Origin of the sequence: Rhodococcus sp. SBT000017 (genome assembly GCF_003688915.1) — a bacterium.
Taxonomy (GTDB): Bacteria; Actinomycetota; Actinomycetes; order Mycobacteriales; family Mycobacteriaceae; genus Rhodococcoides.
Window position 1 is genome coordinate 787,699 of record NZ_REFU01000001.1, and the last position, 23,900, is coordinate 811,598.

At 63.9% G+C, this 23,900-nt stretch carries 21 protein-coding genes; 10 read left to right on the forward strand and 11 right to left on the reverse strand.

Going from position 1 to position 23,900, the window contains the following annotated elements; translation table 11 throughout:
• Nucleotides 1-6: 6 nt before the first annotated feature.
• Genes AYK61_RS03495 through AYK61_RS03515 form a run of 5 tightly spaced genes read left to right on the forward strand, consistent with a single transcriptional unit; the run spans nt 7 to nt 4,436 of the window.
• Nucleotides 7-639: an urease subunit gamma gene (locus AYK61_RS03495; protein ID WP_121869824.1), complete on the forward strand. Its 633-nt coding sequence runs from the start codon at nt 7-9 to the stop codon at nt 637-639.
• Nucleotides 639-2,360: an urease subunit alpha gene (locus AYK61_RS03500; RefSeq protein ID WP_121869825.1), complete on the forward strand. Its 1,722-nt coding sequence runs from the start codon at nt 639-641 to the stop codon at nt 2,358-2,360. Before AYK61_RS03495 ends, AYK61_RS03500 begins: the two co-directional genes overlap by 1 nt.
• Nucleotides 2,360-3,016 carry an urease accessory protein UreF gene (locus AYK61_RS03505; RefSeq protein ID WP_121869826.1) on the forward strand — a complete coding sequence of 219 codons (657 nt, stop codon included), beginning with the start codon at nt 2,360-2,362 and terminating at the stop codon, nt 3,014-3,016. The genes AYK61_RS03500 and AYK61_RS03505 overlap by 1 nt, the downstream gene beginning before the upstream one ends.
• Nucleotides 3,017-3,056: 40 nt before the next feature.
• Nucleotides 3,057-3,761 carry an urease accessory protein UreG gene (gene ureG, locus AYK61_RS03510; protein ID WP_121869827.1) on the forward strand — a complete coding sequence of 235 codons (705 nt, stop codon included), beginning with the start codon at nt 3,057-3,059 and terminating at the stop codon, nt 3,759-3,761.
• A 6-nt stretch (nt 3,762-3,767) separates the two neighbouring features.
• Nucleotides 3,768-4,436, forward strand: coding sequence for an urease accessory protein UreD (locus tag AYK61_RS03515; protein ID WP_121869828.1), 669 nt, complete (start codon nt 3,768-3,770; stop codon nt 4,434-4,436).
• Between the two features lie 78 nt (nt 4,437-4,514).
• Here AYK61_RS03515 and AYK61_RS03520 read toward each other — a convergent pair whose 3' ends face one another.
• From AYK61_RS03520 to dapA, 6 genes are all read right to left on the reverse strand, one after another.
• Complete coding sequence (locus tag AYK61_RS03520; protein WP_121869829.1) at nt 4,515-5,918, reverse strand: NAD(P)/FAD-dependent oxidoreductase; 1,404 nt, start codon at nt 5,916-5,918, stop codon at nt 4,515-4,517.
• Nucleotides 5,919-6,015: 97 nt separating this feature from the next.
• Nucleotides 6,016-6,816, reverse strand: coding sequence for a HugZ family protein (locus tag AYK61_RS03525; RefSeq protein WP_121869830.1), 801 nt, complete (start codon nt 6,814-6,816; stop codon nt 6,016-6,018).
• A gap of 23 nt (nt 6,817-6,839) precedes the next feature.
• Nucleotides 6,840-7,517, reverse strand: a complete 678-nt coding sequence (locus AYK61_RS03530) for a GAP family protein (protein WP_121869831.1) — start codon at nt 7,515-7,517, stop codon at nt 6,840-6,842.
• A gap of 7 nt (nt 7,518-7,524) precedes the next feature.
• Nucleotides 7,525-8,091 carry an isochorismatase family protein gene (locus tag AYK61_RS03535; protein ID WP_121869832.1) on the reverse strand — a complete coding sequence of 189 codons (567 nt, stop codon included), beginning with the start codon at nt 8,089-8,091 and terminating at the stop codon, nt 7,525-7,527.
• Between the two features lie 6 nt (nt 8,092-8,097).
• Complete coding sequence (locus AYK61_RS03540; RefSeq protein ID WP_121869833.1) at nt 8,098-10,482, reverse strand: excinuclease ABC subunit UvrA; 2,385 nt, start codon at nt 10,480-10,482, stop codon at nt 8,098-8,100.
• A 6-nt stretch (nt 10,483-10,488) separates the two neighbouring features.
• Nucleotides 10,489-11,433 carry a 4-hydroxy-tetrahydrodipicolinate synthase gene (dapA, locus tag AYK61_RS03545; protein ID WP_259467918.1) on the reverse strand — a complete coding sequence of 315 codons (945 nt, stop codon included), beginning with the start codon at nt 11,431-11,433 and terminating at the stop codon, nt 10,489-10,491.
• A 72-nt stretch (nt 11,434-11,505) separates the two neighbouring features.
• Between dapA and AYK61_RS03550 the strand changes: the two genes are divergently transcribed.
• On the forward strand, nt 11,506-12,405 hold the full coding sequence (locus AYK61_RS03550; protein ID WP_121869834.1) for a LysR family transcriptional regulator: 900 nt from the start codon (nt 11,506-11,508) through the stop codon (nt 12,403-12,405).
• Here AYK61_RS03550 and helR read toward each other — a convergent pair.
• From helR to AYK61_RS03575, 5 genes are all read right to left on the reverse strand, one after another.
• Nucleotides 12,366-14,543: an RNA polymerase recycling motor ATPase HelR gene (helR, locus tag AYK61_RS03555; RefSeq protein WP_121869835.1), complete on the reverse strand. Its 2,178-nt coding sequence runs from the start codon at nt 14,541-14,543 to the stop codon at nt 12,366-12,368. The genes AYK61_RS03550 and helR overlap by 40 nt on opposite strands.
• Before the next feature lie 174 nt (nt 14,544-14,717).
• Nucleotides 14,718-15,134 carry a hypothetical protein gene (locus AYK61_RS03560; RefSeq protein ID WP_121872402.1) on the reverse strand — a complete coding sequence of 139 codons (417 nt, stop codon included), beginning with the start codon at nt 15,132-15,134 and terminating at the stop codon, nt 14,718-14,720.
• Nucleotides 15,135-15,189: 55 nt separating this feature from the next.
• Nucleotides 15,190-17,550 carry an EAL domain-containing protein gene (locus AYK61_RS03565; protein WP_121869836.1) on the reverse strand — a complete coding sequence of 787 codons (2,361 nt, stop codon included), beginning with the start codon at nt 17,548-17,550 and terminating at the stop codon, nt 15,190-15,192.
• Between the two features lie 96 nt (nt 17,551-17,646).
• Nucleotides 17,647-18,321: a class I SAM-dependent methyltransferase gene (locus tag AYK61_RS03570; RefSeq protein WP_121869837.1), complete on the reverse strand. Its 675-nt coding sequence runs from the start codon at nt 18,319-18,321 to the stop codon at nt 17,647-17,649.
• Between the two features lie 37 nt (nt 18,322-18,358).
• The gene (locus AYK61_RS03575; protein ID WP_259467919.1) at nt 18,359-18,889 is read right to left on the reverse strand and encodes a hypothetical protein; all 531 of its coding nucleotides are present in this window, start codon (nt 18,887-18,889) and stop codon (nt 18,359-18,361) included.
• Between the two features lie 142 nt (nt 18,890-19,031).
• On the opposite strand from AYK61_RS03575, the gene AYK61_RS03580 reads away from it, so the two are divergent.
• The 4 genes from AYK61_RS03580 (at nt 19,032) to AYK61_RS03600 (ending at nt 23,867) form a co-directional block, all read left to right on the forward strand.
• Nucleotides 19,032-20,183, forward strand: a complete 1,152-nt coding sequence (locus AYK61_RS03580) for a GNAT family N-acetyltransferase (protein WP_121869839.1) — start codon at nt 19,032-19,034, stop codon at nt 20,181-20,183.
• A 169-nt stretch (nt 20,184-20,352) separates the two neighbouring features.
• Nucleotides 20,353-20,697 carry a nuclear transport factor 2 family protein gene (locus AYK61_RS03585; RefSeq protein ID WP_259467920.1) on the forward strand — a complete coding sequence of 115 codons (345 nt, stop codon included), beginning with the start codon at nt 20,353-20,355 and terminating at the stop codon, nt 20,695-20,697.
• Nucleotides 20,694-21,533 carry an SDR family NAD(P)-dependent oxidoreductase gene (locus tag AYK61_RS03590; protein WP_121869840.1) on the forward strand — a complete coding sequence of 280 codons (840 nt, stop codon included), beginning with the start codon at nt 20,694-20,696 and terminating at the stop codon, nt 21,531-21,533. The genes AYK61_RS03585 and AYK61_RS03590 overlap by 4 nt, the downstream gene beginning before the upstream one ends.
• 1,251 nt (nt 21,534-22,784) lie before the next feature.
• Nucleotides 22,785-23,867, forward strand: a complete 1,083-nt coding sequence (locus tag AYK61_RS03600) for a diguanylate cyclase (protein ID WP_183130145.1) — start codon at nt 22,785-22,787, stop codon at nt 23,865-23,867.
• The last annotated feature ends 33 nt before the right edge of the window (nt 23,868-23,900 follow it).

Sequence of the window (23,900 nt, forward strand, 5' to 3'; positions counted from 1 at the left end):
ACTCCAATGCGGTTGTCTCCGCACGAGCAGGACCGACTGCTCGTCAGCTACGCGGCCGAACTCGCTCGGCGTCGCCAGGCACGCGGCCTCAAACTCAATCACCCCGAGGCGATCGCGGTCATCACCGATCACCTCCTCGAGGGTGCCCGCGACGGCCGATCGGTCGCAGACCTGATGTCCTCTGGTCGCGAGATTCTCGGTGCCGACGACGTGCTCGACGGTGTGCCCGAGTTGCTCCCCGAGGTGATGGTGGAAGCGACCTTTCCGGACGGCACGAAGCTGATCACGGTGCACGAGCCGATCTCACCGAAGCGGGGTGACGGCCACCTGATTCCGGGCGAGATCATCACCGTCGCAGGCGACATCGAGATCAACGACGGCGCCGAGGTGATCTCCATGGCCGTCGTCAACGCGGGAGATCGACCGGTACAGGTGGGCAGCCACGTGCATTTCCCACAGTCCAACGCAGCTCTGCAATTCGACCGCGAGCGGGCGCACGGCTTCCGCCTCGACATCCCCGCGGGCACGGCGGTGCGGTTCGAGCCCGGCATCGAACAGACGATTCGGCTCGTGCCACTCGGTGGCACGCGCGAGGTATACGGATTGAGCATGACACCTCCCGGAAAGTTGGACAGCTGATGGCGCGCATGAGTCGCAGTCGATACGCCCAGTTGTTCGGCCCCACCACAGGTGATCGAATCCGCTTGGCAGACACCGATCTTCTGATCGAGGTCACCGAGGACCGCAGTGGTGGCCCGGGCAACGCCGGTGAGGAGGCGGTGTTCGGCGGCGGCAAGGTGATCCGTGAATCGATGGGGCAGTCCCGAGCCACCCGCGCCGACGGTGCTCCCGACACGGTGATCACCGGGGTCGTCGTCGTCGACTACTGGGGAATCATCAAGGCCGATCTCGGTATTCGCGACGGACGCATCGTGGCACTGGGCAAGGCAGGCAATCCCGACACCATGACCGGGGTGCATCCCGATCTCGTCATCGGACCGTCCACCGAGATCATCGCGGGCAACGGGAAGATCGTCACGGCCGGCGGCATCGACTGTCACGTCCACCTGATCTGCCCACAGATCAAGGAGGAGGCTCTCGGCGGCGGCATCACCACCGTGATCGCAGGCGGTACCGGCCCCGCCGAAGGCAGCAAGGCCACCACCGTCACCCCGGGTGCATGGCACCTGTCCCGGATGCTCGAGTCGCTGGACGACTGGCCGATGAACATCGTGCTCCTCGGCAAGGGCAACACGGTCAATCCGGACTCGATGTGGGAGCAATTGCGCGCCGGCGCATCGGGATTCAAGCTGCACGAAGATTGGGGATCCACCCCTGCCGCGATCGACGCGTGCCTGCGAGTGTGCGAGGACGCAGGAGTTCAGGCAGCACTGCACTCGGACACCCTGAACGAGGCCGGATTCGTCGAGACCACCCTCGATGCGATCAAGGGTCGCGGAATCCATGCCTATCACACCGAGGGTGCGGGCGGCGGGCACGCACCCGACATCATCACCGTGGCGGCGCAGCCGCACGTCCTCCCCAGCTCGACCAACCCGACGCGTCCCCACACCGTCAACACCCTGGACGAACATCTGGACATGCTGATGGTGTGCCACCACCTCAGTCCATCGATTCCGGAGGATCTGGCCTTCGCCGAGAGCCGGATTCGGCCGTCGACCATCGCAGCCGAGGACCTGCTGCACGACATGGGTGCGATCTCGATGATCGGCAGCGACGCTCAGGCAATGGGCCGGATAGGTGAGGTGGTTCTGCGCACGTGGCAGACGGCACACGTGATGAAGTCTCGTCGCGGCTTCCTGGCCGGCGACAACGGAGCCGACAACAATCGAGTGATGCGCTACGTCGCGAAGTACACCATCTGCCCGGCCGTCGCCCACGGCCTCGACGACGAGATCGGATCGATCGAGCCGGGCAAACTCGCCGACCTGGTGTTGTGGGATCCGGCATTCTTCGGTGTCCGTCCCCACATGGTCATCAAGGGCGGCATGATCGCATGGGCTGCCATGGGCGACGCGAACGCGTCCATCCCGACCCCGCAACCCGAACTACCTCGGCCGATGTTCGGTGCGTCGCCCAAGGCGGCGGCCGCGACGTCACTGCATTTCGTTGCCCCGCAGGCGATCGAGGACGGACTGGCCGGGCGTCTGAACTGCGATCGCCGGTTGGTTCCGGTCAAGAACGTGCGCGGTGTCAGGAAGTCGGACATGGCACTCAACGACGCTCTGCCCGATATTCGAGTCGATCCCGACACCTTCACCGTCCGTATCGACGGTGACGTGTGGACGGAGCAGCCGGCAACCGAACTGCCGATGGCGCAGCGATACTTCCTCTTCTGATGCCCGATGCCCGACTGCAGGTGACGACGCTTCTCTCGCTTGCCGATTCGCGCCTGCCCACCGGCGGACACGTGCACTCCGGCGGAGTGGAGGAAGCGATCGCCTCGGGCTTCGTTCGAGACATCACGACGCTCGAGGCGTTTCTGCGACGCCGTATCCGAACATCCGGGGCCACGACGGCATCCATTGCCGCATCGCTGGTGCACGGGTCGTCGAGCACCAGCGAGGCCGATGCCGAATCCGACGCACGAACCCCATCCCCGGCTGCCAGGTCTGCCTCGCGTGCTCAGGGCCGTGGACTGCTCAGGTTGGCCAAGTCCGCCTGGCCGCATCATGATTGGACGTCGATCGGGCGGAGGCCGCACCTGGCCGTTGCCGCTGGGCACGTCGGGCTCGCGGCGGGCCTGTCGGTTGCCGACACGGCCGCAGTGCAGGTGTACATCACCATGACCGGGTCGGCGATCGCCGCGCAGCGTCTGCTCGCGCTCGATCCGGCCGAGGTCGCGGCGTGCACCATCCGGTTGGGCGATTTCTGCGACGACGTGACCGCTGCGGTGTGCGAGTGCCTGCCCGAGCTGATGGAGTTGTCGGATCCGTTGCTGGACATGTTCGCCGAAGCCCACGCCGTCCGTGATCGGCCGTTGTTCGTATCCTGAATACCGATCCACTTTTTTCTCTAGCGACAAGGAGTTCGACATGCCCCCGCACCTGATCGACGGTGAGCCCCACGACCACGGTTTGGATCGGCCCAAGCGCGCACGGGTGGCAGGCGACGCGCTGCGCGTCGGGATCGGTGGACCCGTCGGTTCCGGAAAGACGGCGTTGGTGGCTGCGCTGTGTCGCGAACTGCGCGACGAGCTTTCGCTCGCCGTGCTCACCAACGACATCTACACCACCGAGGATGCGGACTTCCTGCGTCGGCACGCAGTGTTGCCCGACGAGCGCATCACGGCGGTGCAGACCGGTGGCTGCCCGCACACGGCAATTCGGGACGACATCACCGCCAACCTCGACGCCATCGACGATCTGATCGAGAACAACCCGCCCCTGGACCTGATTCTCGTGGAGTCCGGTGGCGACAACCTCACTGCGACCTTCTCGTCCGGTCTGATCGACGTACAGATCTTCGTCGTCGATGTCGCCGGGGGAGACAAGGTGCCGCGCAAGGGTGGTCCCGGTGTGACGTTCTCCGATCTGTTGGTCGTCAACAAGACGGATCTCGCTCCGTACGTCGGAGCCGACCTCGGTGTCATGGAGCGGGACGCGGCCCAGGTGCGTGAGGGGCGACCGACTGCGTTGATCTCCCTCACCGACGATCCGTCGGCGACCACGGTGCTCGAGTGGGTGCGGGAGCAGCTGAAGGTGATCGCCGACGCCGACGCGCATGCCCACACACACTGAGCGTCGATGCACACAGAGCTCTGCATCGACGCGAGCCGCAGCCGGAGCCCGCGCATCACCTCGGTGGGCGGACTCGCCGGCCGCCAGACGGGACCGGACACAGTCCACCTGATCGGTACCGCCGCAACTCCTCTCGGCGGTGACACCATCGTGGTCAGAATATCGGTGGCGGCCGGGGCGCACCTGGAGGTGCGCAGTGTCGCGGCCTCGTTGGCGATGCCCGGTGGGCTGCACCGTCACTCGTCCGCGCAGTGGCACTTCGAGGTCGGTGCAGGCGCGTCGCTGGTCTTCGATCCCGAACCGATGGTCGTCGTCTCCGACGCCTCGCATTCGGTAGTCAACACCGTTGTGCTGGAACAGGATTCGACCCTGCGACTGCGTGAACGTACGCAGATCGGCCGCTTCGAGGAAGCGTCGGGACACTGGAGCAGTGCGATGCGATGCGATGTCGGAGGTAGCCCGTTGCTACGCCATCGAGTGGAACTGGGCGCGGGATCGATTGCGCACGATGCGTTGTCGGCACCGCTGTCGATGTCGAGCACGCTGCGATATCCCGATACACGGGCGTCCGAGGTCGACTTGGCCGACGGGACCGTCCGGCTGGCGCTGGCCGGAGGCGGTTCGCTGAGTACCTCTGTGGGTCGTCGCCTTCAGCACGCCGAACTGGATGTGTGAGACCCGGCGTGCTGCACAACGAACAAACGCATCGGCCGACGGTGTCCCGTCGGCCGATGCGTTGTGTGAAAGCTGGTTTCAGCCAGCTGCCTTTTCTCGTTCCTGCTCCGAATCAGCGGCGGCAGCCTCGACGGCACCCGTACGTTCGAGTGAGTTGAGTTGCTCGATGGCCAGTCGCGCGAACACCTGCTGCTCGGTCGACGCCATCTGAGCCCGACCTCGGCCGAGGAACGTCACGAACCACGAGATGACGGTCGTGATGCGGCTGCGGTAGCCCACGAGGTAGTACAGGTGGAGCGCGAGCCACATGAGCCAGGCGATGAATCCGCCGAATTCGAGTTTACCGACCTTGGCGACGGCGTTGAATCGCGACACCGTTGCCATCGAGCCCTTGTCGAAGTACTTGAACGGCGCACGCTGAGCGGGATCGTCCTCGCCCTTCACCGACGCCTTGATCAGCTTGGCGGCGTAAGTCGCTCCCTGGATGGCACCCTGTGCCATGCCGGGGACGTCCTTGACCGACATCAGGTCGCCGACCACGAACACGTTCGGGTGGCCCTTGACGGTGAGGTCCGGTTCGACCAGCACTCGTCCGGCGCGATCGGTTTCCGATCCGGACTGGTCGGCGAGCTGCTTGCCGAGGGGGCTGCCCTGCACGCCTGCGGACCAGACCTTGCACTGCGCCTCGATGCGACGCGTCGTGCCGTCCTTCTCCTTGACCGTCAGTCCGTCGTTGTCGACATCGGTGACCATCGCGTTCAGCTGAATTTCGACGCCGAGCTTCTCGAGCCGTTCGGCAGCCTTGCGTCCGAGCTTCTCGCCCATCGGCGGCAGTACAGCGGGCGCGGCGTCGAGCAGGATGACGCGGGCGTCACGCGGATCGATGTTGCGGAAGGCTCCGTCGAGGGTGCGATCGGCGAGCTCGGCGATCTGCCCGGCGAGCTCGACGCCGGTGGGACCCGCGCCGACGACCACGAAGGTCATGAGGCGGTCCTTCTCCTCCTGATCGTCGGAGAGTTCGGCCTGCTCGAACGCACCGAGGATGCGGCCACGCAGTTCGAGTGCATCGTCGATGGTCTTCATGCCGGGCGCGAACTCGGCGAAGTGATCGTTGCCGAAGTACGACTGCTGAGCGCCTGCTGCGACGATCAGGCTGTCGAACGGAGTGACGGTGATGCGTTCGAGGAGCTTGGACGTCACCGTCTTGGCCTCGAGATCGATGTTCAGCACGTCTCCGAGCAGCACCTCGGCGTTCTTCTGCTTGCGCAGAATGACGCGGGTGGTGGGAGCGATCTCGCCGACCGACAGAATGCCTGTCGCGACCTGATAGAGGAGAGGCTGGAAAAGGTGGTGTGTCGTCTTCGCGACGAGGGTGATGTCGACGTCGGCTTTCTTGAGCGCCTTGACGCCGAACAGACCTCCGAACCCGGAACCGATGACGACGACGCGGTGACGCTTCGATTCGAGCGGTTGGATGCTCATTACCTGCTCCCTAACGATTGCGGTGTGAGGTCAACGGTAGTCGCCATCCATCTCGACGTCTCGACAAGGTCGTCGTGTCTGTGGTGGCAACGCACACCTACCGGCCGGCCGCTGCGCGCTTCGCCAGTTCCACGGTCGCGGCCCGCAGTTCGGTAGCCGAGTCGATCGGAGTTGCATAGCCGACCCTGGTGTACGCGATTCCGCGCGGTGTGAGCACCTTCAGATCCAGTCCGTAGCGGTCGGCGGCCGTGCACTCGGCGGACGTGGCATCGGGAAAACCGCCCAGCTCGCGGGCCATGGCAGTCAGCGACGACGAGTGGTCGGCGTTGAGGTGCTCGATCGCGTACGCGGAGGTCGGCGACACCGGATCGGGCGCGGCCCGGGAATACGCTTCGGCGGTTGCCGAATCCATCCGGCCGTATCCGCCGACCCACCGGACGCGATGCACCCGCATGATCCAGAGCGTGAAGTCGCTGTAGTCCAGGTAGTACTTCGCCGCTGGTACGCCGTCGAGATGCGCCGCGCGTGCTGCGGCCAACTCGTCCCCCTCGGGCCGCTCGACCACGCCTGCCAGCGTGATTCGGCCCGACGCCAGTGGATCGGTCTGCGATTGCGGCGCCACGATCGACAGGCTCATCCGTTGATCGCCTGCGAGGTTCCGTCCGTGCTCGGCCATGCGCGAGACACACAGAACCGGAGCGCCGTCGAGCAATCCGTACGTGACGAACGAAGCCCAGGGATCGCCGTCCGCGGTCAGGCTCGCAAGAGTCGCGGTGTTGGTGGACGCTGCGATCGTGCGCGCTTCCTCGGCTGCGGAGGGACGACGGTCGTCGACGACCGGGGCCAGGGGAGGGGGAACGGACGGGGCGTCACCGGGGTCGCCGTGATCGAGTGCCATGCGCAGAAGCTTACGACGATGACCTACAGGAGGTCTCCGGCATGGATCAGAGCGTCGGCGACGAGTGCGACGCCGAGCACGACGAAAATGATGCGCACCGTCGGCGGGCCGTACCGCATCAGGGCTCGGACGGTCGCGGTGAACGCGCGCCTGGAACGTCGACTTTTCCTCGACGCCAGAATCAGAACGAGGATGGGCGGTAGCAGCCCGATCAGGCAGTAGGTGACGACGATGGCCGGCCACCACGTCGGGCGGGGATCGTAGGTCGAGAGCATCGTCAGCCCGGCGAGATACGGCACTGCCGTCGGGCCCTGCACCAGACCGATCGTCAGTCCGGTCAGGGCGACGACGGGAATGCTGGAGCCGGCTCGAGCTGCCCACTCCGGTGGGCGGCGTTCGGTGGTGCGCAGAGCACCGAGAGTGATCAGTACCAGCCCGACCGCGAGTTCCGTGCGATACCGGACCGTGGGAGTGATGGTGAAGTCGAACAGATCGGTGAAGAAGTCGATGCCGAGAACGGTGAGGATGCCGAACGTTGTCGTAGCGGTGAACACTCCGCCGACGAAGGCCAGCCCGGCTCGAAACGGAGACCGGCGGGTGGTTCTCGCGTGCACTGCGATGGCAGCGGTGACGCCGATCAGCAACACGTCGAGCGAATCGAGTAGCGCGAATCCGACGAGCGCGAGCAGCAAGGTCACCATGGAGGGTTCAGGATATCGGTCGGGTGAAACCGACCTCCTCGGTGACTACTGCCACGGCGGTCCGGCCAGGAGCGGTCTGGTTGTCCCAGTACATGTTGGTGTGCGCGATGACCTGCTCGGGTGGGGGCGCGCCCCATTCGGTCAGATCCTCGGCGGTGTGGGCATCGCTCACCAGCGTCACGTCGTATCCGCGTACCAGGGCTCCGTGCAATGTGGACCTGATGCAGAAGTCCGTGTGCGCGCCGGCGATGACGACGTGCCCCACGCCGGAGGCGGCGAGCTCGGCTTCGAGACCTGTGTCCTCGAAGGCGTCGCCGTGCTTCTTGTGGACGATCGGATCGCCTGGATCGACGGGCAACTCGTCGAGAAGTTCCCACCCTCGCGTTCCGAAGGCCAAATCCCCGTCGGAGGAGTGCTGCACCCAGATCACCGGAGTGCTGGTGTCTCGTGCGCGGGACACCAGCGTGAGGACGTTGTCGACGACGCGTTGTCGCTCGTGGACGCCGACCATCACGTCGTTCTGAACGTCGATGATCACCAGTGCGGTTGCGGGCCGCTGAGGCAGGGTGGTCACGGTAACTCAGCTCCCGACGTACGCGGCCAGGTGCCGGCCGGTCAGAGTAGAACCGTCCGCGACCAGATCGGAGGGTGTTCCCTCGAACACGACGAGGCCGCCGTCGTGCCCGGCACCGGGACCGAGATCGATGATCCAGTCTGCGTGGGCCATGACGGCTTGATGATGCTCGATGACGATCACCGACTTGCCCGAGTCGACCAGCCGGTCGAGCAGCCCGAGGAGCTTGTCCACATCGGCGAGATGCAGTCCGGTGGTGGGTTCGTCGAGCACGTAGATTCCGCCCTTGTCGGCCATGTGCGTCGCCAGCTTGAGGCGTTGGCGTTCTCCACCCGACAGCGTGGTCAACGGTTGCCCGATCTTCAGATAGCCCAATCCGACGTCGTTCAGTCGCTGCAGAATCTTGTGTGCCGGAAGGAGTTTGGCGGCTCCGTCGGAGAAGAATTCCTCGGCCTCGGCGACCGACATCGACAACACCTCGTCGATGTTGCGACCACCGAAGTGGTACTCCAGTACCGAAGCTTGGAATCGCTTGCCCTCGCACTCCTCGCACACCGTGGCGACCCCGGCCATCATCGCGAGGTCGCTGTAGATGACGCCCGCGCCGTTGCACGTCGGGCACGCGCCTTCGGAGTTCGAGCTGAACAGCGCGGGTTTGACGGCGTTCTCCTTGGCGAACGCCTTGCGGATCGGTTCGAGCAAGCCGGTGTACGTCGCGGGGTTGCTTCGGCGCGACCCACGTATTGCCCCCTGATCGACCGACACCACATCGTCTGTCCCCGAGAGTGATCCGTGAATGAGTGAACTCTTGCCCGAGCCTGCGACGCCGGTGACGACGACCAGCACACCGAGTGGAACGTCGACGTCCACCTCGCGCAGATTGTGGGAGTCCGCGCCGCGAATTTCGAGCACTTCGGAGAACTCGCGTACCGACTCTTTCAGTGATGCCCGATCGTCGAAATGCCGACCGGTGACGGTGTCGCTCCGGCGCAGCCCGTCGACGGTGCCCTCGAAACAGACGTGCCCGCCTGCGCTTCCCGCACCGGGACCCAGATCGACGACGTGGTCTGCGATGGAGATCGTCTCGGGCTTGTGCTCGACCACGAGTACGGTGTTTCCCTTGTCCCGCAGCTGAAGCAGCAGGTTGTTCATTCGCTCGATGTCGTGGGGATGCAGGCCGGTGGTCGGCTCGTCGAATACGTACGTCACATCGGTCAACGACGATCCGAGGTGACGAATCATCTTGGTGCGCTGAGCCTCTCCTCCGGACAACGTTCCCGACGGACGATCCAGGCTCAGGTAGCCGAGCCCGATCTCGACGAACGAGTCGAGGGTTTCCCCGAGCGTGGTCAGCAGCGGTGCCACCGACGGTTCCTTCAGGCCGCCCACCCATTTCGCCAGGTCGCTGATCTGCATCGAGCATGCGTCGGCGATGTTGACGCCCTTGATCTTCGACGACCGAGCACCTTCGTTGAGCCTGGTTCCGTGGCAGTCCGGGCAGGTGGTGAAGGTGATCGCGCGTTCGACGAAGGTCCGGATGTGGGGCTGCATGGCGTCGACGTCCTTGGACAGGAACGACTTCTGGATCTGCGGCACGAGTCCCGAATAGGTCAGATTGATGCCCTCGACCTTGATCTTCGTGGGCTCGCGATAGAGCAGATCGTCGAGTTCCTTCTTGGTGTACTTCGAGATGGGCTTGTCCGGGTCGAAATACCCGCAGCCGCGAAATATTCGGCCGTACCAGCCTTCCATGCTGTAACCGGGGATCGTGATCGCGCTCTCGTTGAGTGACTTGCTCGCGTCGTAGAGAGCGGTGAGATCGAAGTCGCCGACCGAGCCTCTGCCCTCACAACGCGGGCACATGCCACCGGTCACGGAGAACGACTTCTTCTCGGTGGTCTGCCTGCCGCCCTTGTCCACCTTGTACGCGCCTGCACCGGACACCGACGCGACGTTGAACGAAAAGGCCTGTGCGGAGCCGATGTACGGCTTTCCGATTCGGCTGAACAGAATTCGGAGCATGGCGTTGGCATCGGTTGCGGTGCCGACGGTGGAATGGGGATTGGCGCCCATACGCTGTTGATCGACGATGATCGCTGTGGTGAGTCCGTCCATGACGTCGACATCCGGGCGGCCGAGCGTGGGCATGAACCCTTGAACGAAGGCACTGTAGGTCTCGTTGATCATGCGCTGTGATTCGGCCGCAATCGTACTGAAGACCAGCGAGCTCTTGCCGGAGCCGGAGACGCCGGTGAATACGGTCAGTCGCCGCTTGGGCAGCTCGACATCGATGTCCTGAAGATTGTTCTGCCGCGCCCCCTGTACACGAATCAAATCGTGACTGTCGGCAGCGTGCGGTGCCGAGCCCTGCGTGACCTTCTTCGTCGCCATGAGCAGTCACGCTAGTCGTACCGGAACGTGCACGCTTCTCGATTCCTGATCGATTCCGGTGGCGGACAGGGCAGCGTCGAGTCGTCTCAGATCGGCCGCCGAGGACTCGAGAAGTGGGCGCCGCACGGTCGCGTCGGAGATGACGCCGATCCTGACGAGCGCAGCCTTGGCCATGACGGCTCCCTGCGTCGTGCGCATCACGGCGTCGGTCAACGGCAGCAGCGATCGCTGTACTGCTTTCGCTCGGTCCAGGTTGCCCACGCCGACTGCAGCGATCAGCTCGGCGTAGCGGTCTGCCACCACGTTGCCGGTGACGCTGACCAATCCTGTTGCACCGCAGGCGAGGTAGGGGAGCGCGAGTTCGTCGATTCCGCAGTAGTAGGCGAGGTCCGTCGAGCACATCACTGTCATGGCCTCGTACAGATCACCCTTTGCGTCCTTGACGGCACCGATGAGGGGGTGAAGGGAGAGCTCCACGAGCGTCGACGCCTCGACGGCCACACCTGTGCGCGCCGGGACGTCGTACACCATGGTGGGCAGCCCACCTGCCTCGCCGATGGCGACGATGTGCTCCGCGATGCCGGCCTGGGTGGGGCGCGAATAGTAGGGAGCGGTGATCAACAGTGCGTCGGCGCCGGCTGCCGCTGCGGACCGAGCCATCTCGATCCCTGTGGAGGTGTAGTTGGTGCCCACTCCCGCGATCACTCGAAGTGCGTGATCCGAGTGCCTGCGAGCTCGAGCGATCAGCTGCGAGATCTCGTGGACAGTCAGGGTAGGTGCTTCACCGGTCGTTCCGGCGATGACGACGCCATCGCATCGTGTCGCCGACAGGTGCGCGAGAAGGGCATCGACGCCCGCTCGGTCGATCGATCCATCGGGGTGCATGGGGGTCGCCATTGCGACGATGTTCGTGCCGAAGATCGTCGAGCTCGGCGACGGAGTGGTGGTCATGGTCCGAGTGTGGACCGCTCGATACATGAGGTCCAGCGATGCATTTTCCGCATTACTGCGTACTGTTGCTTCATGATCGACGTCGGTGCCCTGCACGCCCTTCGCGCTGTGGCAGCCCTCGGCACTCTTGCTCGGGCCGCCGACGAGCTCGGCTACACCTCCTCGGCGATCTCCCAGCAGATCAAACGACTGGAACGACAGATCGGCACCCCGGTGCTGGCACAGGCCGGTCGGGGAGTCGTGCTCACCCCCGCAGGTCGGGCGGTGGTCGAGTCCGCGGGAGAGGTGTTCGACGCTCTCGAACGGTGCGTCGAGGCGGCTCGATCCGCCGACGAGGGCGTCGCACGTGGGGTCGTTCGGCTGGTCGGATTCTCGACCGCGGTGCGCGGCTTGCTGGCACCGTCGCTGATCGAGCTGAATCGACGGTGCCCCGATCTGACGGTGCACATCAGCGAGGAGGATCCGGACCGTGCACTGCACAGCGTGTACGCCGGGGCCGCAGACCTGGCGCTGGTGCACGACGCAGACGGAGTATCGGTGCCCGCTCCTCCCTCGGTTGTTCGGCGACCGATTCACACGGACTTCGGCGACGTGATCATGAAACGAACTCACCCCCTCGCCCGACGCGAGACCGCCTTGACCCCTGCCGAACTCGCTCGGTACCCGTGGGTGACGAGCCCGGCCGGGACGGTATGTCACCAGTGGTTTCGTCGGCTGTTCGCCGAGACGTCCGCCGAGGTCGACGTTCGCCATCTCGTGGACGACTTCTCCACGCAACTCACGCTGGTCGAAGCGGACGATGTGCTCGCTCTCGTGCCTCGCCTCGCGCGCCCGTTGCTCGGTCCCGGTCTCGTCGCGATTGCGCTCGAGCGCGCCCCCACTCGTGAGGTGCAGGCCGCGTGGCGGCGCAGCGCCGACGCCAGCCCGGCAATTCATGCCGTGCTGGACGTCCTCGATGCGGCCTCGCGCTGATTATTCAGAACCACCAGCTGTCCGGTTGCTCGCGTCATCGCCACGTACTTGTCGACGGCACCGGCGATTCCCGATCCGAACGAGTCCGGGTCGATCAGGACGACCAGGTCGAATTCGAGCCCCTTCGTCATCTGTGGTGTCAGCGAGCGGATGCGCTCCGAGGGCGGGAACGTCGGATTGCCTATCACACAACCGATTCCGTCGACGTTCGAGTCCAGCCATCGATCGAGGATCGATGGCAGATCTGCCGCGTCACCGTACTCGACGGGCACACCGGTGCTGCGGATGGAGACCGGAACATTGGCGTCCGGCAGCGCCGCGCGGATCACCGGCTCGGCCTCGGCCATGACTTCCTGCGGGGTGCGGTAGTTGACGCCGAGGGTCGCAATTCTCACCCGGTCGAGTCCGACCCGTCCAAGCCGTTCGCGCCAGGACTCGGCGAACCCCTGCCGCGCTTGCGCACGGTCACCGACGATGGTGATGCTGCCCGACGGGCACCGGCGCAGGACCATCTGCCACTGCGCATCGGTCAACTCCTGCGCCTCGTCTACGACGATGTGTGCGAACGGCCCCGCCAACGGATCGGACGGGATCTCCTCGAAGCCCGCCGCATCGACGAGTGCATCGCGAATTCCGTCCTGCCGCAACTGTGCAGCCATCATCTCGTCGTCGTCCGCGGCCATGAGTTCGTCGACGACGCGGTCCATTCGCACCCGCTCCGCAGCCGCGGCCACCTCGCGACGCCGGGTGCGGCGTGAATGCTCGGGATCTCCGAGCCGCATTCTTGCGGCGTCGAGCAGCGGCAGATCGGACACCGTCCACTGCGTCGGATCCGGTCGCTGGAGTGAACCAATCTCCTCGGAGCCGAGCCAGGGTGCGCACGAGCGAAGGTACGCCGGCACACTCCACAGGTCTGCGACGAGGTCGGCAGCATCGATGATCGTCCAGGATCGTTCCAGCTCCGCGCGTAGAGACTCGTTGATCTGCAGAGAGTTTCGTATGTCGGTCGGGGCCTCGTCGCCGTCGTAGCGGTCGGTCAGAACCGTCAGCAGCAGGTCCCAGATCTGTTCACGAGCCTCGTTGTGCGGAGTGCCGGGATCGGGTGCCCCGAACGCCTCGGCCCAATCGGCCGGAGTCAACGTCAGATCGGCCCATTCGGTCTCCACGATCATGGTCCGAGTCGGCGGCTGCTCGTAGAACGCAACGGCCGCCTCTATCGCCACGTTCATGTTCGCGGCCGCTTTCAGTTGCGCCACAGCAGGGTCGGTCTCCTCGATCACGTTCGTTCCCTCGGTGACGAGATCCCGGAGCGTGCAGGTCCGCACACCGTCCTCGCCCAGACTCGGTAGGACGTCGGAGACGTAGGCGAGGTACGGCTCGTGTGGGCCGACGAACAACACGCCGCCGCGGCTGTGTCCGAGACGCGACTCCGTGTACAGCAAATACGCGGTGCGATGCAGGGCGACCACGGTCTTCCCGGTTCCCGGACCACCGTCGACCACCAGCGCGCCGCGGGCGTCCGCTCGAATGATCGCGTCTTGATCTGCTTGAACGGTGCCCAGCACGTCACGCATTCGCGGTGAACGTGCCGTACCGAGACTGGCGATGAAGGCAGACTGATCGTCCAGAGCAGCCTCGGTGATCGGTCCGGTCAGGTCGAACACCTCGTCCCAATAGTCGGTGATGGTGCCGTTCGTCCACCGGTATCGACGACGACTTCGTAGACCCATGGGATTGGCGTGAGTGGCACCGAAGAAGGGTTCGGCCGCGGGGGAGCGCCAGTCCACGAGGAGTTGCTCGCCCGCAGTTCCCAGCAGTCCGAGTCGTCCGATGTACACCGGCTCGGCCGCGTCGGTGGTCGCGACGCGACCCAGACACAGATCGACCCCGTAGCGACGGAGTGAACGGAGACGACCGCCCAAGCGATGGATCTCGAAGTCTCGTTCCATCACCTCTCGGCCCATTCGGCCCGACGACTTCTGCGCGGCCTCGAGCCGCGCCACCGTATCGAAACGAGACTTCTCGATACTCGAGTGGACCGCTGAAAAGTGGTGTTCGTCTTGGCCGATCAATGCCGAGTCGCGCTTGCGTGCGAGATTGTCGGGTAGGTCGAAAACACGGGGGTGCGGATTTTTCACAGGACTCCGATCGATTGCTACGTGGCTGCAGCGAGCATTCTGAGCCCTGCACGGGGTCTTGCCGCAAGCCCCGGGGTGCGCTATACATTGAAAGTGGGAAGAGGGAACCTCAGCTGTCCCAACCCATATCGCACCGACGAAATCGGGCTGCACAATCGATGATCCGGCCTCGAATCAGGCCACCAGACCCCTGCCGCGGTGGAGTTCGAGTCGATAGATCACGCCGCCGAACAGGAGCCGTTGAACTGCCTCGTCGGCGAAGTAGCTGTCGATGTCTGTGGGCCGCAGTCTCGGATGGTCGTCGAGGTGTTGCCTGAGCACCAGCAGAACGGTGTCGACGGTGAGAACGAATCGCTCGCCGCCGAGGTCGGTGATCACTGCGCGGCCAACGCCGTCCCATTCGTCGACACGAGCCCAATGTCGAATTCCGCATCCCTCGATGGCCTCGATCAATAGGCGCTCTGCGAAGGGCAACAACGACATTCGATCGGCACGGGCAGCGCGTACCGACGCGAGAGCCTGACGGTAGGGGAGTCCGTGTGCTCGCGCATAGCTCCGCGCTGCGCGCTTGTCGGCGTGGTTCTTGGTCACGAGAGTTCCAATCCCTGTGTGCACCAGTCCCGCGCACTGCTGCACCGGTCGGAAGTCATGAACACGGCGTGCAACAAGAAACCAGCTTCGTCGATCGCAGATCCGTGAAGGACCTTGCCCGTGGAACGCTGACGGAGGCGACGCGGGTGCCTGCTGCAGCTGGGGTGGCTATGCGAGTAGCTCTGGTTCGGCACGGTATCACGAACGTCGGGACGACCCGGGATTCATCGATCGCCGAGAAGCAGATCGGCGATGGCGCCGGCACCGACCGGCCCAAGAGATATCCCTGCGCGAAGTCGCAGCCGGTGGCGGCCAGTGCGTCGAGTTGCTCCTCGGTTTCGACTCCCTCCCCGACGACGGTGACGTCGAATGCGCGTGCGAGCGCAACGATGGCCGAGACGATCGCGCGAGCCCGAGGTGCAGGCAGCCGGGCTATGTACGACTTGTCGATCTTGAAGCACTCGAACATCGGGTAGCGGTCGAGATACGACATGGAGCTGTGGCCTTTACCCATATCGTCGAGCAGGAGAGCCACACCCATGGCGTGCAGGGCAGAGACGGTGTCGGCGACCCGTTCGGTGTCCGCGACCCACACGGTTTCGGTCACTTCGAGTCCGAGAGCGAAGGCAGGCAGTCCCGTCTCTGCCAGTACGGACGCGACCTCGGTGGGAAAGTCGGGATCGCGAAGTTGAAGCGCACTGACGTTGACGCGAACCACGATGTCGGAGAACGTTCGCCACCGCGCCGCGGCCGTGCATGCGGTACGCAGCGCCCATGCGCCCAATGGCGTTGCAAGGCCGGTTCTTTCGGCGACGCCGACGAACTCGCTCGTTTCGATGGGGCCGAGCTCGCGGTGATTCCAGCGGGCGAGTGCCTCCACCGCAACGATTTTCCGTGTGGCGATGTCCACCAATGGTTGGTAGGCGAGAGTGAGTTCGTCGGCGCGCAGCGCCGCTCGCAGATCGATCGACAGTGACCTGATGCGATCCGCGTCGTAGAGATCGGTGGGATCGAAAACTGCATGCCCACCGGTTCCACTGTCCTTTGCGCGGTACATGGCCAGGTCGGCGCGATGGATCAGCTCGTGCCGGGTCGAATGAGGTTCGGACAATGCGATACCGATGCTGGCGCTCAAGGGGATGGGCACGTCCTCGGCGGAGAAGGGAACCGCGATGGAGCTCGTGATGTGTCGTGCGAGTTCCTCGGCATGAGCAACGCTGTCCACGCCCTCGCAGACGATCAAGAATTCGTCTCCGCCCAGGCGCGCGATGGTGTCGGCGTCTCGGATTGCCGAGGCGAGCCGTTCGACGAACTTGACCAACGCCCTGTCTCCGGCGTCGTGTCCCAGGCTGTCGTTGATGATCTTGAAGTCGTCTATGTCGAGCAGCAACAGTGCTACGGTGCCGGACTGTTGTCTCGCGCGGTCCAGTGCCGAATCGATGACCTCGTATGCGAGGGTGCGGTTGGGCAGACCGGTCAGGGCGTCGTGTGTACTACGTCGTCGCAGTTGGAGTTCGAGGTCGATGCGTCGTATCGCTGCGGACACGATGCCGGCAACCGAACTGAGGAACGACACTTCTTCGTCGCGGTAGAGACGGGCCTCGACGCTGTGAATGGAGAGAACTCCCCATGCTTTTCCTGCGGCGGTGAAGATGGGAACTCCGACGCCGCTGCGGAGGCCGAGCGAGATCATCGTGTCGGTACGGAAACGCTTCTCGGCGTGACTGTCGTTGCACACGACAGGCTCCGAGAGCGTCAGTGCGAATCCCACCAACGAACCGTCCCCTGACGGAATGTCCTGGCGCATGCCGAGTGCACCGCTGGCCGCGTCCATGGTCAAGTACAGGTCGGTCGGGTGCTCGAGATGGGCGATGGCGGAGTTCCCCACGCCGATCAGGGTGGCGGCGGTGTCGGTTGCTGCAGTGAGCAATCTGGGTAGCTCGGCGATGACGGCGAACCGGCTCAGGTCGGCCAGAGCCTTCTGCTCCTGAGCGTGACGACCGGCGATCACTGCATCGGCTGCCATCCTGGCACTGCGCTGCTCCACCGTGTGTCGGTGCCGAATGGTGGATACGACCACGTCGGGGCCGCCGTCCGCACGACTGATCACATAGGCAGACACCACCACCGGCATGCCGGTACCGGTCACGTGATGGCGAAGCTCGCAGTAGCCCTCCCACTTGCCTTCGGAGACCAAACCGGCGGCGATGTCGTCGGTGAGATCGAGTCCGTCGGAGGTCAGCAGTTCCAACGCCGACAGTTGGCCGATATCGGCCACGTCCTCGAGCCCGATCAGCTCCGAACCCGCTGGATTGATGTACAGAATCTTCCCCGTGAAGTCGGACAGCGCAACGAAGTCCGGAGAACGTTCCAGGAAGGATCGAAGACTCACCGGATCGTCCGGGAGATCGAACATCGGCCCTCCGATCCGTTTCGCTCGGGATACGAGCGGCACCGGGCCCATGTTATTCGCCGTTCGCGGTCCATGTGCCCGAATAGTCCTCGCCGCGTATCAGCCTGTCCGCTGTTGTGCGTCGAGGGGATGTCGAGCGACAAAGAACGCCACATTGCCCACCATCGTCACCTCGACCTGCGCGAATCTGTCGGTCAGGACTTGTCGTAAACCGGGCAGATCGTCGTGCCGATTACCGAAGGCGCCGATTCTGTTGTACACGAACATCAGCGCCGCACCGAGTGCTGTGTAGTTCTGGTCGACGCCGATCACGGTCGATCCGAACAACACGCCTTCCGGGTTCATCGCATCGGCCAGGTTCGTCAGCGCTACGGACTTGGTCGACCAGTCGCCGGGGAGGCAATGCAAGACGTAATTGATCGACACCGAATCGAATGTGTCGACGTTCTCGGGCAACGGCAGCATCACATCGTGTTCGATCAGTGTGGGCGAGACGTTCAGGCGCGAGGCGGTGTGCTCGAGTGAGTTGGCATTGAGATCGACGAGGGTGAGGTCGATATCGGTGGGTAGGTCGATGTTGGCGAGGACCCAGCCCGATCCGGGGCCGACCTCGAGGTGACGCCGACCGATACGCTCACGATACAGGTCGACGAAATATCCTCTGTTGCAACGCCACCCGTAGTCGTTCGAGAGCCTGATCACCCAGAGGTCGTAGATGGCGAGAAACAGCTTGCTGTACGGGGCAGCCCCAGGCCGGGTGGATGGCGCGGTCATCGAATCGTTGCCTCGGAGTTGTCGGGCGTCCGAACGGTCACCACACCACCGTCTGCCCCTCGACACGAACGCGACCGAAGAATCGAGGGGTGATGTCGTCCCCGAAGTGGTTGTAGCTGTTCACAATTACGGCGATTTCATCGACTAGAGCGCTCAGCGCAGGGGAGTGGACGTCGATTCCGTCGTCGTGCTGCCAACCCCATGCGGTAGGGACGCCGCTGATCGTGACAACGATCTCGCAGTCGTGGCGGGCCTCGACCTCGTACCGTATGTCGGCGGGCGCGTCTGCAACCGGATCGATCGTCGCCAGGCCGTGGGGTTCGGCCGGGTCGGTGCGCGCCAGCAGAAGGTCGTAGCGAATCATCTCGGCGACGTCTTCGAGGCCCGCGTGTCGGCCCAGTCTGCCGTGATTGGAACCGTACTGTCGGCTGCGATCGGCGGTCGAACGCAACGAGCGGAACAGTCGATTCAGCATGCGCTGCGCCACATCTCGTTCCGAAATGCCCGTGCGGGGGTGATCGATCAAGGCCTGCAGCCTGGACATTCGGACGGCGGGATCGATGGGCACGGGGTCAGGATATCGCGTTGACCGGATGGATGGACGGCCACGTCGAGCTGATGGTGCGCTTCATGCGAATTGGGGTAGCGACCCCGTCGAGCATTCGTGAGCGTTGCGGGGTGAGAGAGAGCAGTCCAAACTGGGACCTATCATGACGAACTACGATCTACGCGCGAACCCACGGAAATTGCGGCCGCGGCCAGCGGTACCGCGCGAGGTGGCGGTCGAGCTGACGTCCAGTGGGGTTCCTGTTGCCGAGCGCGACTTCTTCATCGAGGAGTTCCGCGGGGTCACGATCGTGATCGCCCTTCCCGTGTTGAGCATCGCGGCGCTCGAGGCAGTGGAACGAACGGTCGGGGAGTTCGGAACCGGCGATACGCGGTTCATTTTCGTGGTTCCGGCCGACTACGTTCCGGAAGTCAGCGCTGCAGTCGGTGGTGTAGCCATGGCGAGTGCGACTGTCTGGAACGATGAGTCCGTCGCCCGGCTGTGGCTCGCAATCGCGGATTCGGAATACGTCGTGATCGGGGCGGAAGTAGCCGCTGTCGCGCGCACTGCAGGGGCAGTGTCTGCGAGCGTGCGGGCCTCGAAGATGGTCCTGACCGATCCGGGCGGGGGTTGGGGCGATCCTCCTCGTAGCTTCGCCGACATCGACCTGCACCGCGAGCGTCTGGTCGCACACCTGGCCGAACGGGGACTCGACGATTTCCCGCCCGCGGCCGAGGCGGCACTTGCCGGCGGTGCATACAGCGTGAACCTATGCCGTGCTGACGATCTCGAATTCGAGCTGTTCACATTCGACGGCCGGGGGACCGTCCTCACCCAGGGGCGCTACCTCCACTTGGCCTCGCTGCAGGTCGACGATTTCCCTGCAATAGAGGCGTTGGTCGCACAGGGAGTGCGAGAAGGGGTTCTCAAGCAGCGCAGTCGGATCGAGATTGCCAGGATGGCGGTCGGAGGACTCGGTGCGCGGGTGCTGCGCACCGGGCACCTCGCCGGAATCGTCGGACTGGAGGTGGACCGTTACGCCGGAACAGGATTCGCCGAAGTGTCGGGTTTGATCACAGTCGCCGAGTTTTCCGGACTGGGAGCGGGTGGCTTGCTGATGGACGGATTGTTGGAGGTCTGCCGCACCAGGGGTATCGCGAATCTCTTCGCGGTCACCGTCAGCAGTGAAGCAGCGGAGTTCTTCATCAAACGTAGCTTTGTCGAGGTCGGTCATCAGGATGTCCCTGCTGCAAAATGGGAAGACTACGACGCTGATCGACTCGAGTCTGCTCGTTGTTTTCTACGATCTGTCTGAACAGATGTACAGCAGCGTCTGCGGTCCAGGCCTTCGTCGCCGCAGGAGTGAATGAGGACCAAGAATCGGTCCGGACGTAGGAGCTGGTCCGGGACCGAATATCCGGGCACGGACACCAGAGTTGACCTGGTGTTGACACTCCCCTTGGGGGAGACATCACCGTGGGGTCATGACAACAGAATGGGATGGACTCCCGGACAACGTGAAGAAGTTCATGACCGCACTCGACTCCCGACAAGGCGCTCGAGCGCTCACTCTGTTCACCGCGGATGCCGTGGTGACCGACGAGGGCCACGATCACTCGGGCCGCGACGAGATCGAGGCCTGGCTGACCGCCTCGGTCAGTGAGAGTCAGTACACCTACACAACAGAGTTCACCGGGGCGACCACGACCGGCACGACTGTCGACGTCGTGCAGCACCTGGAAGGCAACTTCCCCGGGGGAGTCGTCGACCTGCACTACCGCTTCACGCTGGACGGCGCGCTGATCCAGCGGCTGGTGATCGAGCCATGAGCAAGCGATGGTTCATCACCGGTGGCACACCTGGCGGTTTCGGCATGGCCTACGCCGAGGTGGCGCTGGAGGCGGGAGACCGCGTGGTACTCACCGCCCGGCGTCCAGGGGAATTGGCGTCTTGGGCCGATCAGTACGGTGACCGCGTTCTCGTCGTGCCCATGGATGTCACCGACGCGGATCAGGTACTACGAGCGGTACGAACAGCCGAGGAGCATTTCGGCGGTATCGATGTGTTGGTCAACAACGCAGGCCGCGGCTGGTACGGATCGATCGAGGGAATGAGCGAGACCTCGATACGGGCGATGTTCGAGCTGAACTTCTTCGCCGTGCTGTCCGTGACGCGAGCAGTGCTTCCAGGTATGCGCGCCCGCGGAAGCGGGTGGATCGTCAACGTGTCCTCGGTGGCCGGGCTTCTGGCGGCGGTCGGATTTGGTTACTACAGCGCGACGAAATACGCGATCGAGGCCGTCACCGATGCGCTGCGCCAGGAGGTTGCCGAGCAAGGCATAGCTGTGTTGACAGTCGAACCAGGGGCGTTCCGCACGAACGCCTACGCCGGATTCGCCGAAGAGCCGGTCGCGGAGGCGATTTCGGAATACCACGGCATGCTGGAACAGGTGCGGGCCGCTTTCGTCGACATGAACGGGGTGCAACCGGGCGATCCGCATCGCGGTGCCCGTGCGGTGATCGCAGCGATGACCCAGGACCCGCCGCCACGCCGGCTGATTCTGGGCAACAGCGGGTACGACGCCGTGATCGACGCGTTGGAACAAAATCTGAGCGACATCCGGTCGAACGAAACACTATCTCGCAGCGCGGATTTCCCGGCCTAGCCAGGCCCGCTGAAACAAAACTCGATAGCGACCGGTCCAGAGCATCAGATTCTACCGATCCCACGGTGGTGACGGCCAGGTCGTTCTCAACGACCCGGCCGTCACCACGGCACAACAACAGCCTGCAAAGCTGTGCGAATGGCCTTCACCATTACGCTGTCGACACCGATCGCCGCGGACCCTACAGCAGTCTTCGAGCTGGAGTCGGATGCCCAGGTCCACGAGGAGTCTCAGGGTTCGTTCAGAGAAAGTGTTCGGTTCACATCTGATCGCAGTAACCTCCGCCTGGGGGATGAGATCCAGATCCGCTCCAGACACCTCGGGTTCTGGTTCACCTTGACCAGCCGTATCACAAAGCACGAATGTCCTCGATATTTCGTGGACGAACAAGTCACCGGCCCTTTCGCTTCGATGCGTCACGAACACTTCTTTCTCGCAACACGTGATCACACCCAGATGGTCGACGTCATGTCGGTACAGTTTCGCGGAGGACGACTCGCCGCTCTGATTCTGGACATCCCAGGAAGGCTGTACCTTCGACGCATCCTGTGTACTCGGAACGAGTTCATCAGGCACCGCGCCGAAGCCGAGCACGCAGCGCAAGGTCGGTAACTGGTCGGAGTCTCAGCGCCCTCTGGCATTGTCCCTACTTGGAGACGCTCGGACGGCGAGAGGTATTGCGCTGCAACAATGTGCAGTAGTTTTCTGGAAACCCTGCATATCTGAACCTGCCGTCTTGCTTCACTGTGAGCGCGCGGTGACGCTGGCTGCTGGCGTAGAGCAGTAGGGATCGGTTAGTTGACATAATGTTGATTATCGGCAAAAAGTGGCCGCAGGTCGGAGACCGAGTCGATGGTCCACACGACAGTCTCGTTCGCGTGGGCTGACACGTTCAGGGTTGGCCTGCGTCGACTGTCCATCGGCATGGCCGGTTTCTGGAACGCCGCACGGGCGCTCGTTGCTATCCGGCGGCTCTAGCTGCGAATGGATGGATTGCGTGGATCCAACGGAATCCGGGCCGCCCTTCGGGTCGCTTCCGTGTCGCCGTTCCATCACCGCAAAACGTCACAGTGACGATTCGGAGCGATGGAGTTCGAGCTACAGTTTGTTTCCGCGCGACATCACCGGCAATCGATTGATTGGCAAACAGTCATTGTGGTCGGTATCGGCCGATCGAGTAGTCGAATTGCCCGTTCCTGCTACGCTCCGGAGAATTGTTGCTCGGGGCAAATACCAGCCGAAGGTCACTCGATGTCCGCCGTTCGTCCGTTCATCTCGCCCGCGGGTCGATTTGTGTCGTCACAACCACACGAGGACACCACGGTGTCGGGACTATTGGATCTGGATGCGACTCGAACCCGCGTCATTCGCTTGCTCGTGGGCTTGGGGACGTTGTCGATCGGTCTCATCGGGTTGCTCAGCGCACCGTCCGAGGAGTACAGCGGCTGGCGAGTCCATGTGGTGGTCGCCATCAGTCTGACCGCCTTCCCGGTCGCGTTGCGTTGGTTCTTCGGGCGATGGCCCGGCCCGCGTCTGCTGATTGCGTTCATCGTGTATTCGGACGTATCGATCGCCGCCAGTCTGTTGATGAAGGACACGACATTGACAGCGATCGGCGGCACGGTTCTGTTTGCCGTCATCACCACTCTGGCCGTGGTGGCGGTGCCGCTACTCCCCTGTCTCGTGCACATGGCTTTCGCCACAGTCGTACTTGCGGTGGTGGCCGTACTCTCGGTGCACGCAGACGTCGCCAGCGGCTGGGTCGTCGCCGCACACAGTTTGACCATGCTGTTGATGTTCGCGTCTCCACTCATTCTGATGGTGTACGTGAGCGAGCTCCGATCTCGCGCACGGGAATCGTTGGTGGATCCGCTGACCGGTCTGCACAATCGTCGCGGGCTGTTCGCTGCGGTGACTGCTACCACGATGACAACGCCGGATGTCGAACCGAGGGTGATGTGCGCCGTCGCCGCCGATGTCGACGGCATGAAAGGCGTCAACGACAACTACGGACACCACACCGGCGACGCTGTCCTCGTCGATGTGGCCCAGCATCTGCGAGCACTGGCCGCCAACCGCTGGATCGTCGCACGACTGGGCGGTGACGAGTTCGCGTGCATCGCCGTCGGTCGGCCTGCCGACCTCGCTGCCCGAACGGCGGACCTCGTAGCGAGCCTGACGCAGGCCCGGATGTTGTCCGGACTCACCGTCAGCGTCGGGTCGGCAGCGGTACACCTCGATGCGGACAGTGATGTGCGGCAGTCTGCGCACGACGTACTGCGCATCGCGGACTCGGAGATGTATCGCGCGAAACGCAGTCGCTGGCCGGCGTGAGAGTGCAGGCTGAGCGAATCGCTCACCACCGCA

Excerpts from the sequence above, each read along its gene's own strand:
- AYK61_RS03570 (WP_121869837.1), bottom strand. The coding sequence starts at position 18,321 with ATGACCGCGCCATCCACCCGGCCTGGGGCTGCCCCGTACAGCAAGCTG.
- ureG (WP_121869827.1), top strand. The coding sequence starts at position 3,057 with ATGCCCCCGCACCTGATCGACGGTGAGCCCCACGACCACGGTTTGGAT.
- AYK61_RS03550 (WP_121869834.1), top strand. The coding sequence starts at position 11,506 with ATGATCGACGTCGGTGCCCTGCACGCCCTTCGCGCTGTGGCAGCCCTC.
- AYK61_RS03590 (WP_121869840.1), top strand. The coding sequence starts at position 20,694 with ATGAGCAAGCGATGGTTCATCACCGGTGGCACACCTGGCGGTTTCGGC.
- AYK61_RS03495 (WP_121869824.1), top strand. The coding sequence starts at position 7 with ATGCGGTTGTCTCCGCACGAGCAGGACCGACTGCTCGTCAGCTACGCG.
- AYK61_RS03600 (WP_183130145.1), top strand. The coding sequence starts at position 22,785 with ATGTCCGCCGTTCGTCCGTTCATCTCGCCCGCGGGTCGATTTGTGTCG.
- AYK61_RS03525 (WP_121869830.1), bottom strand. The coding sequence starts at position 6,816 with ATGGCACTCGATCACGGCGACCCCGGTGACGCCCCGTCCGTTCCCCCT.
- AYK61_RS03500 (WP_121869825.1), top strand. The coding sequence starts at position 639 with ATGGCGCGCATGAGTCGCAGTCGATACGCCCAGTTGTTCGGCCCCACC.
- AYK61_RS03530 (WP_121869831.1), bottom strand. The coding sequence starts at position 7,517 with ATGGTGACCTTGCTGCTCGCGCTCGTCGGATTCGCGCTACTCGATTCG.
- AYK61_RS03580 (WP_121869839.1), top strand. The coding sequence starts at position 19,032 with ATGACGAACTACGATCTACGCGCGAACCCACGGAAATTGCGGCCGCGG.
- AYK61_RS03520 (WP_121869829.1), bottom strand. The coding sequence starts at position 5,918 with ATGAGCATCCAACCGCTCGAATCGAAGCGTCACCGCGTCGTCGTCATC.
- AYK61_RS03565 (WP_121869836.1), bottom strand. The coding sequence starts at position 17,550 with ATGTTCGATCTCCCGGACGATCCGGTGAGTCTTCGATCCTTCCTGGAA.
- dapA (WP_259467918.1), bottom strand. The coding sequence starts at position 11,433 with ATGACCACCACTCCGTCGCCGAGCTCGACGATCTTCGGCACGAACATC.
- AYK61_RS03540 (WP_121869833.1), bottom strand. The coding sequence starts at position 10,482 with ATGGCGACGAAGAAGGTCACGCAGGGCTCGGCACCGCACGCTGCCGAC.
- AYK61_RS03585 (WP_259467920.1), top strand. The coding sequence starts at position 20,353 with ATGACAACAGAATGGGATGGACTCCCGGACAACGTGAAGAAGTTCATG.
- AYK61_RS03515 (WP_121869828.1), top strand. The coding sequence starts at position 3,768 with ATGCACACAGAGCTCTGCATCGACGCGAGCCGCAGCCGGAGCCCGCGC.
- AYK61_RS03505 (WP_121869826.1), top strand. The coding sequence starts at position 2,360 with ATGCCCGATGCCCGACTGCAGGTGACGACGCTTCTCTCGCTTGCCGAT.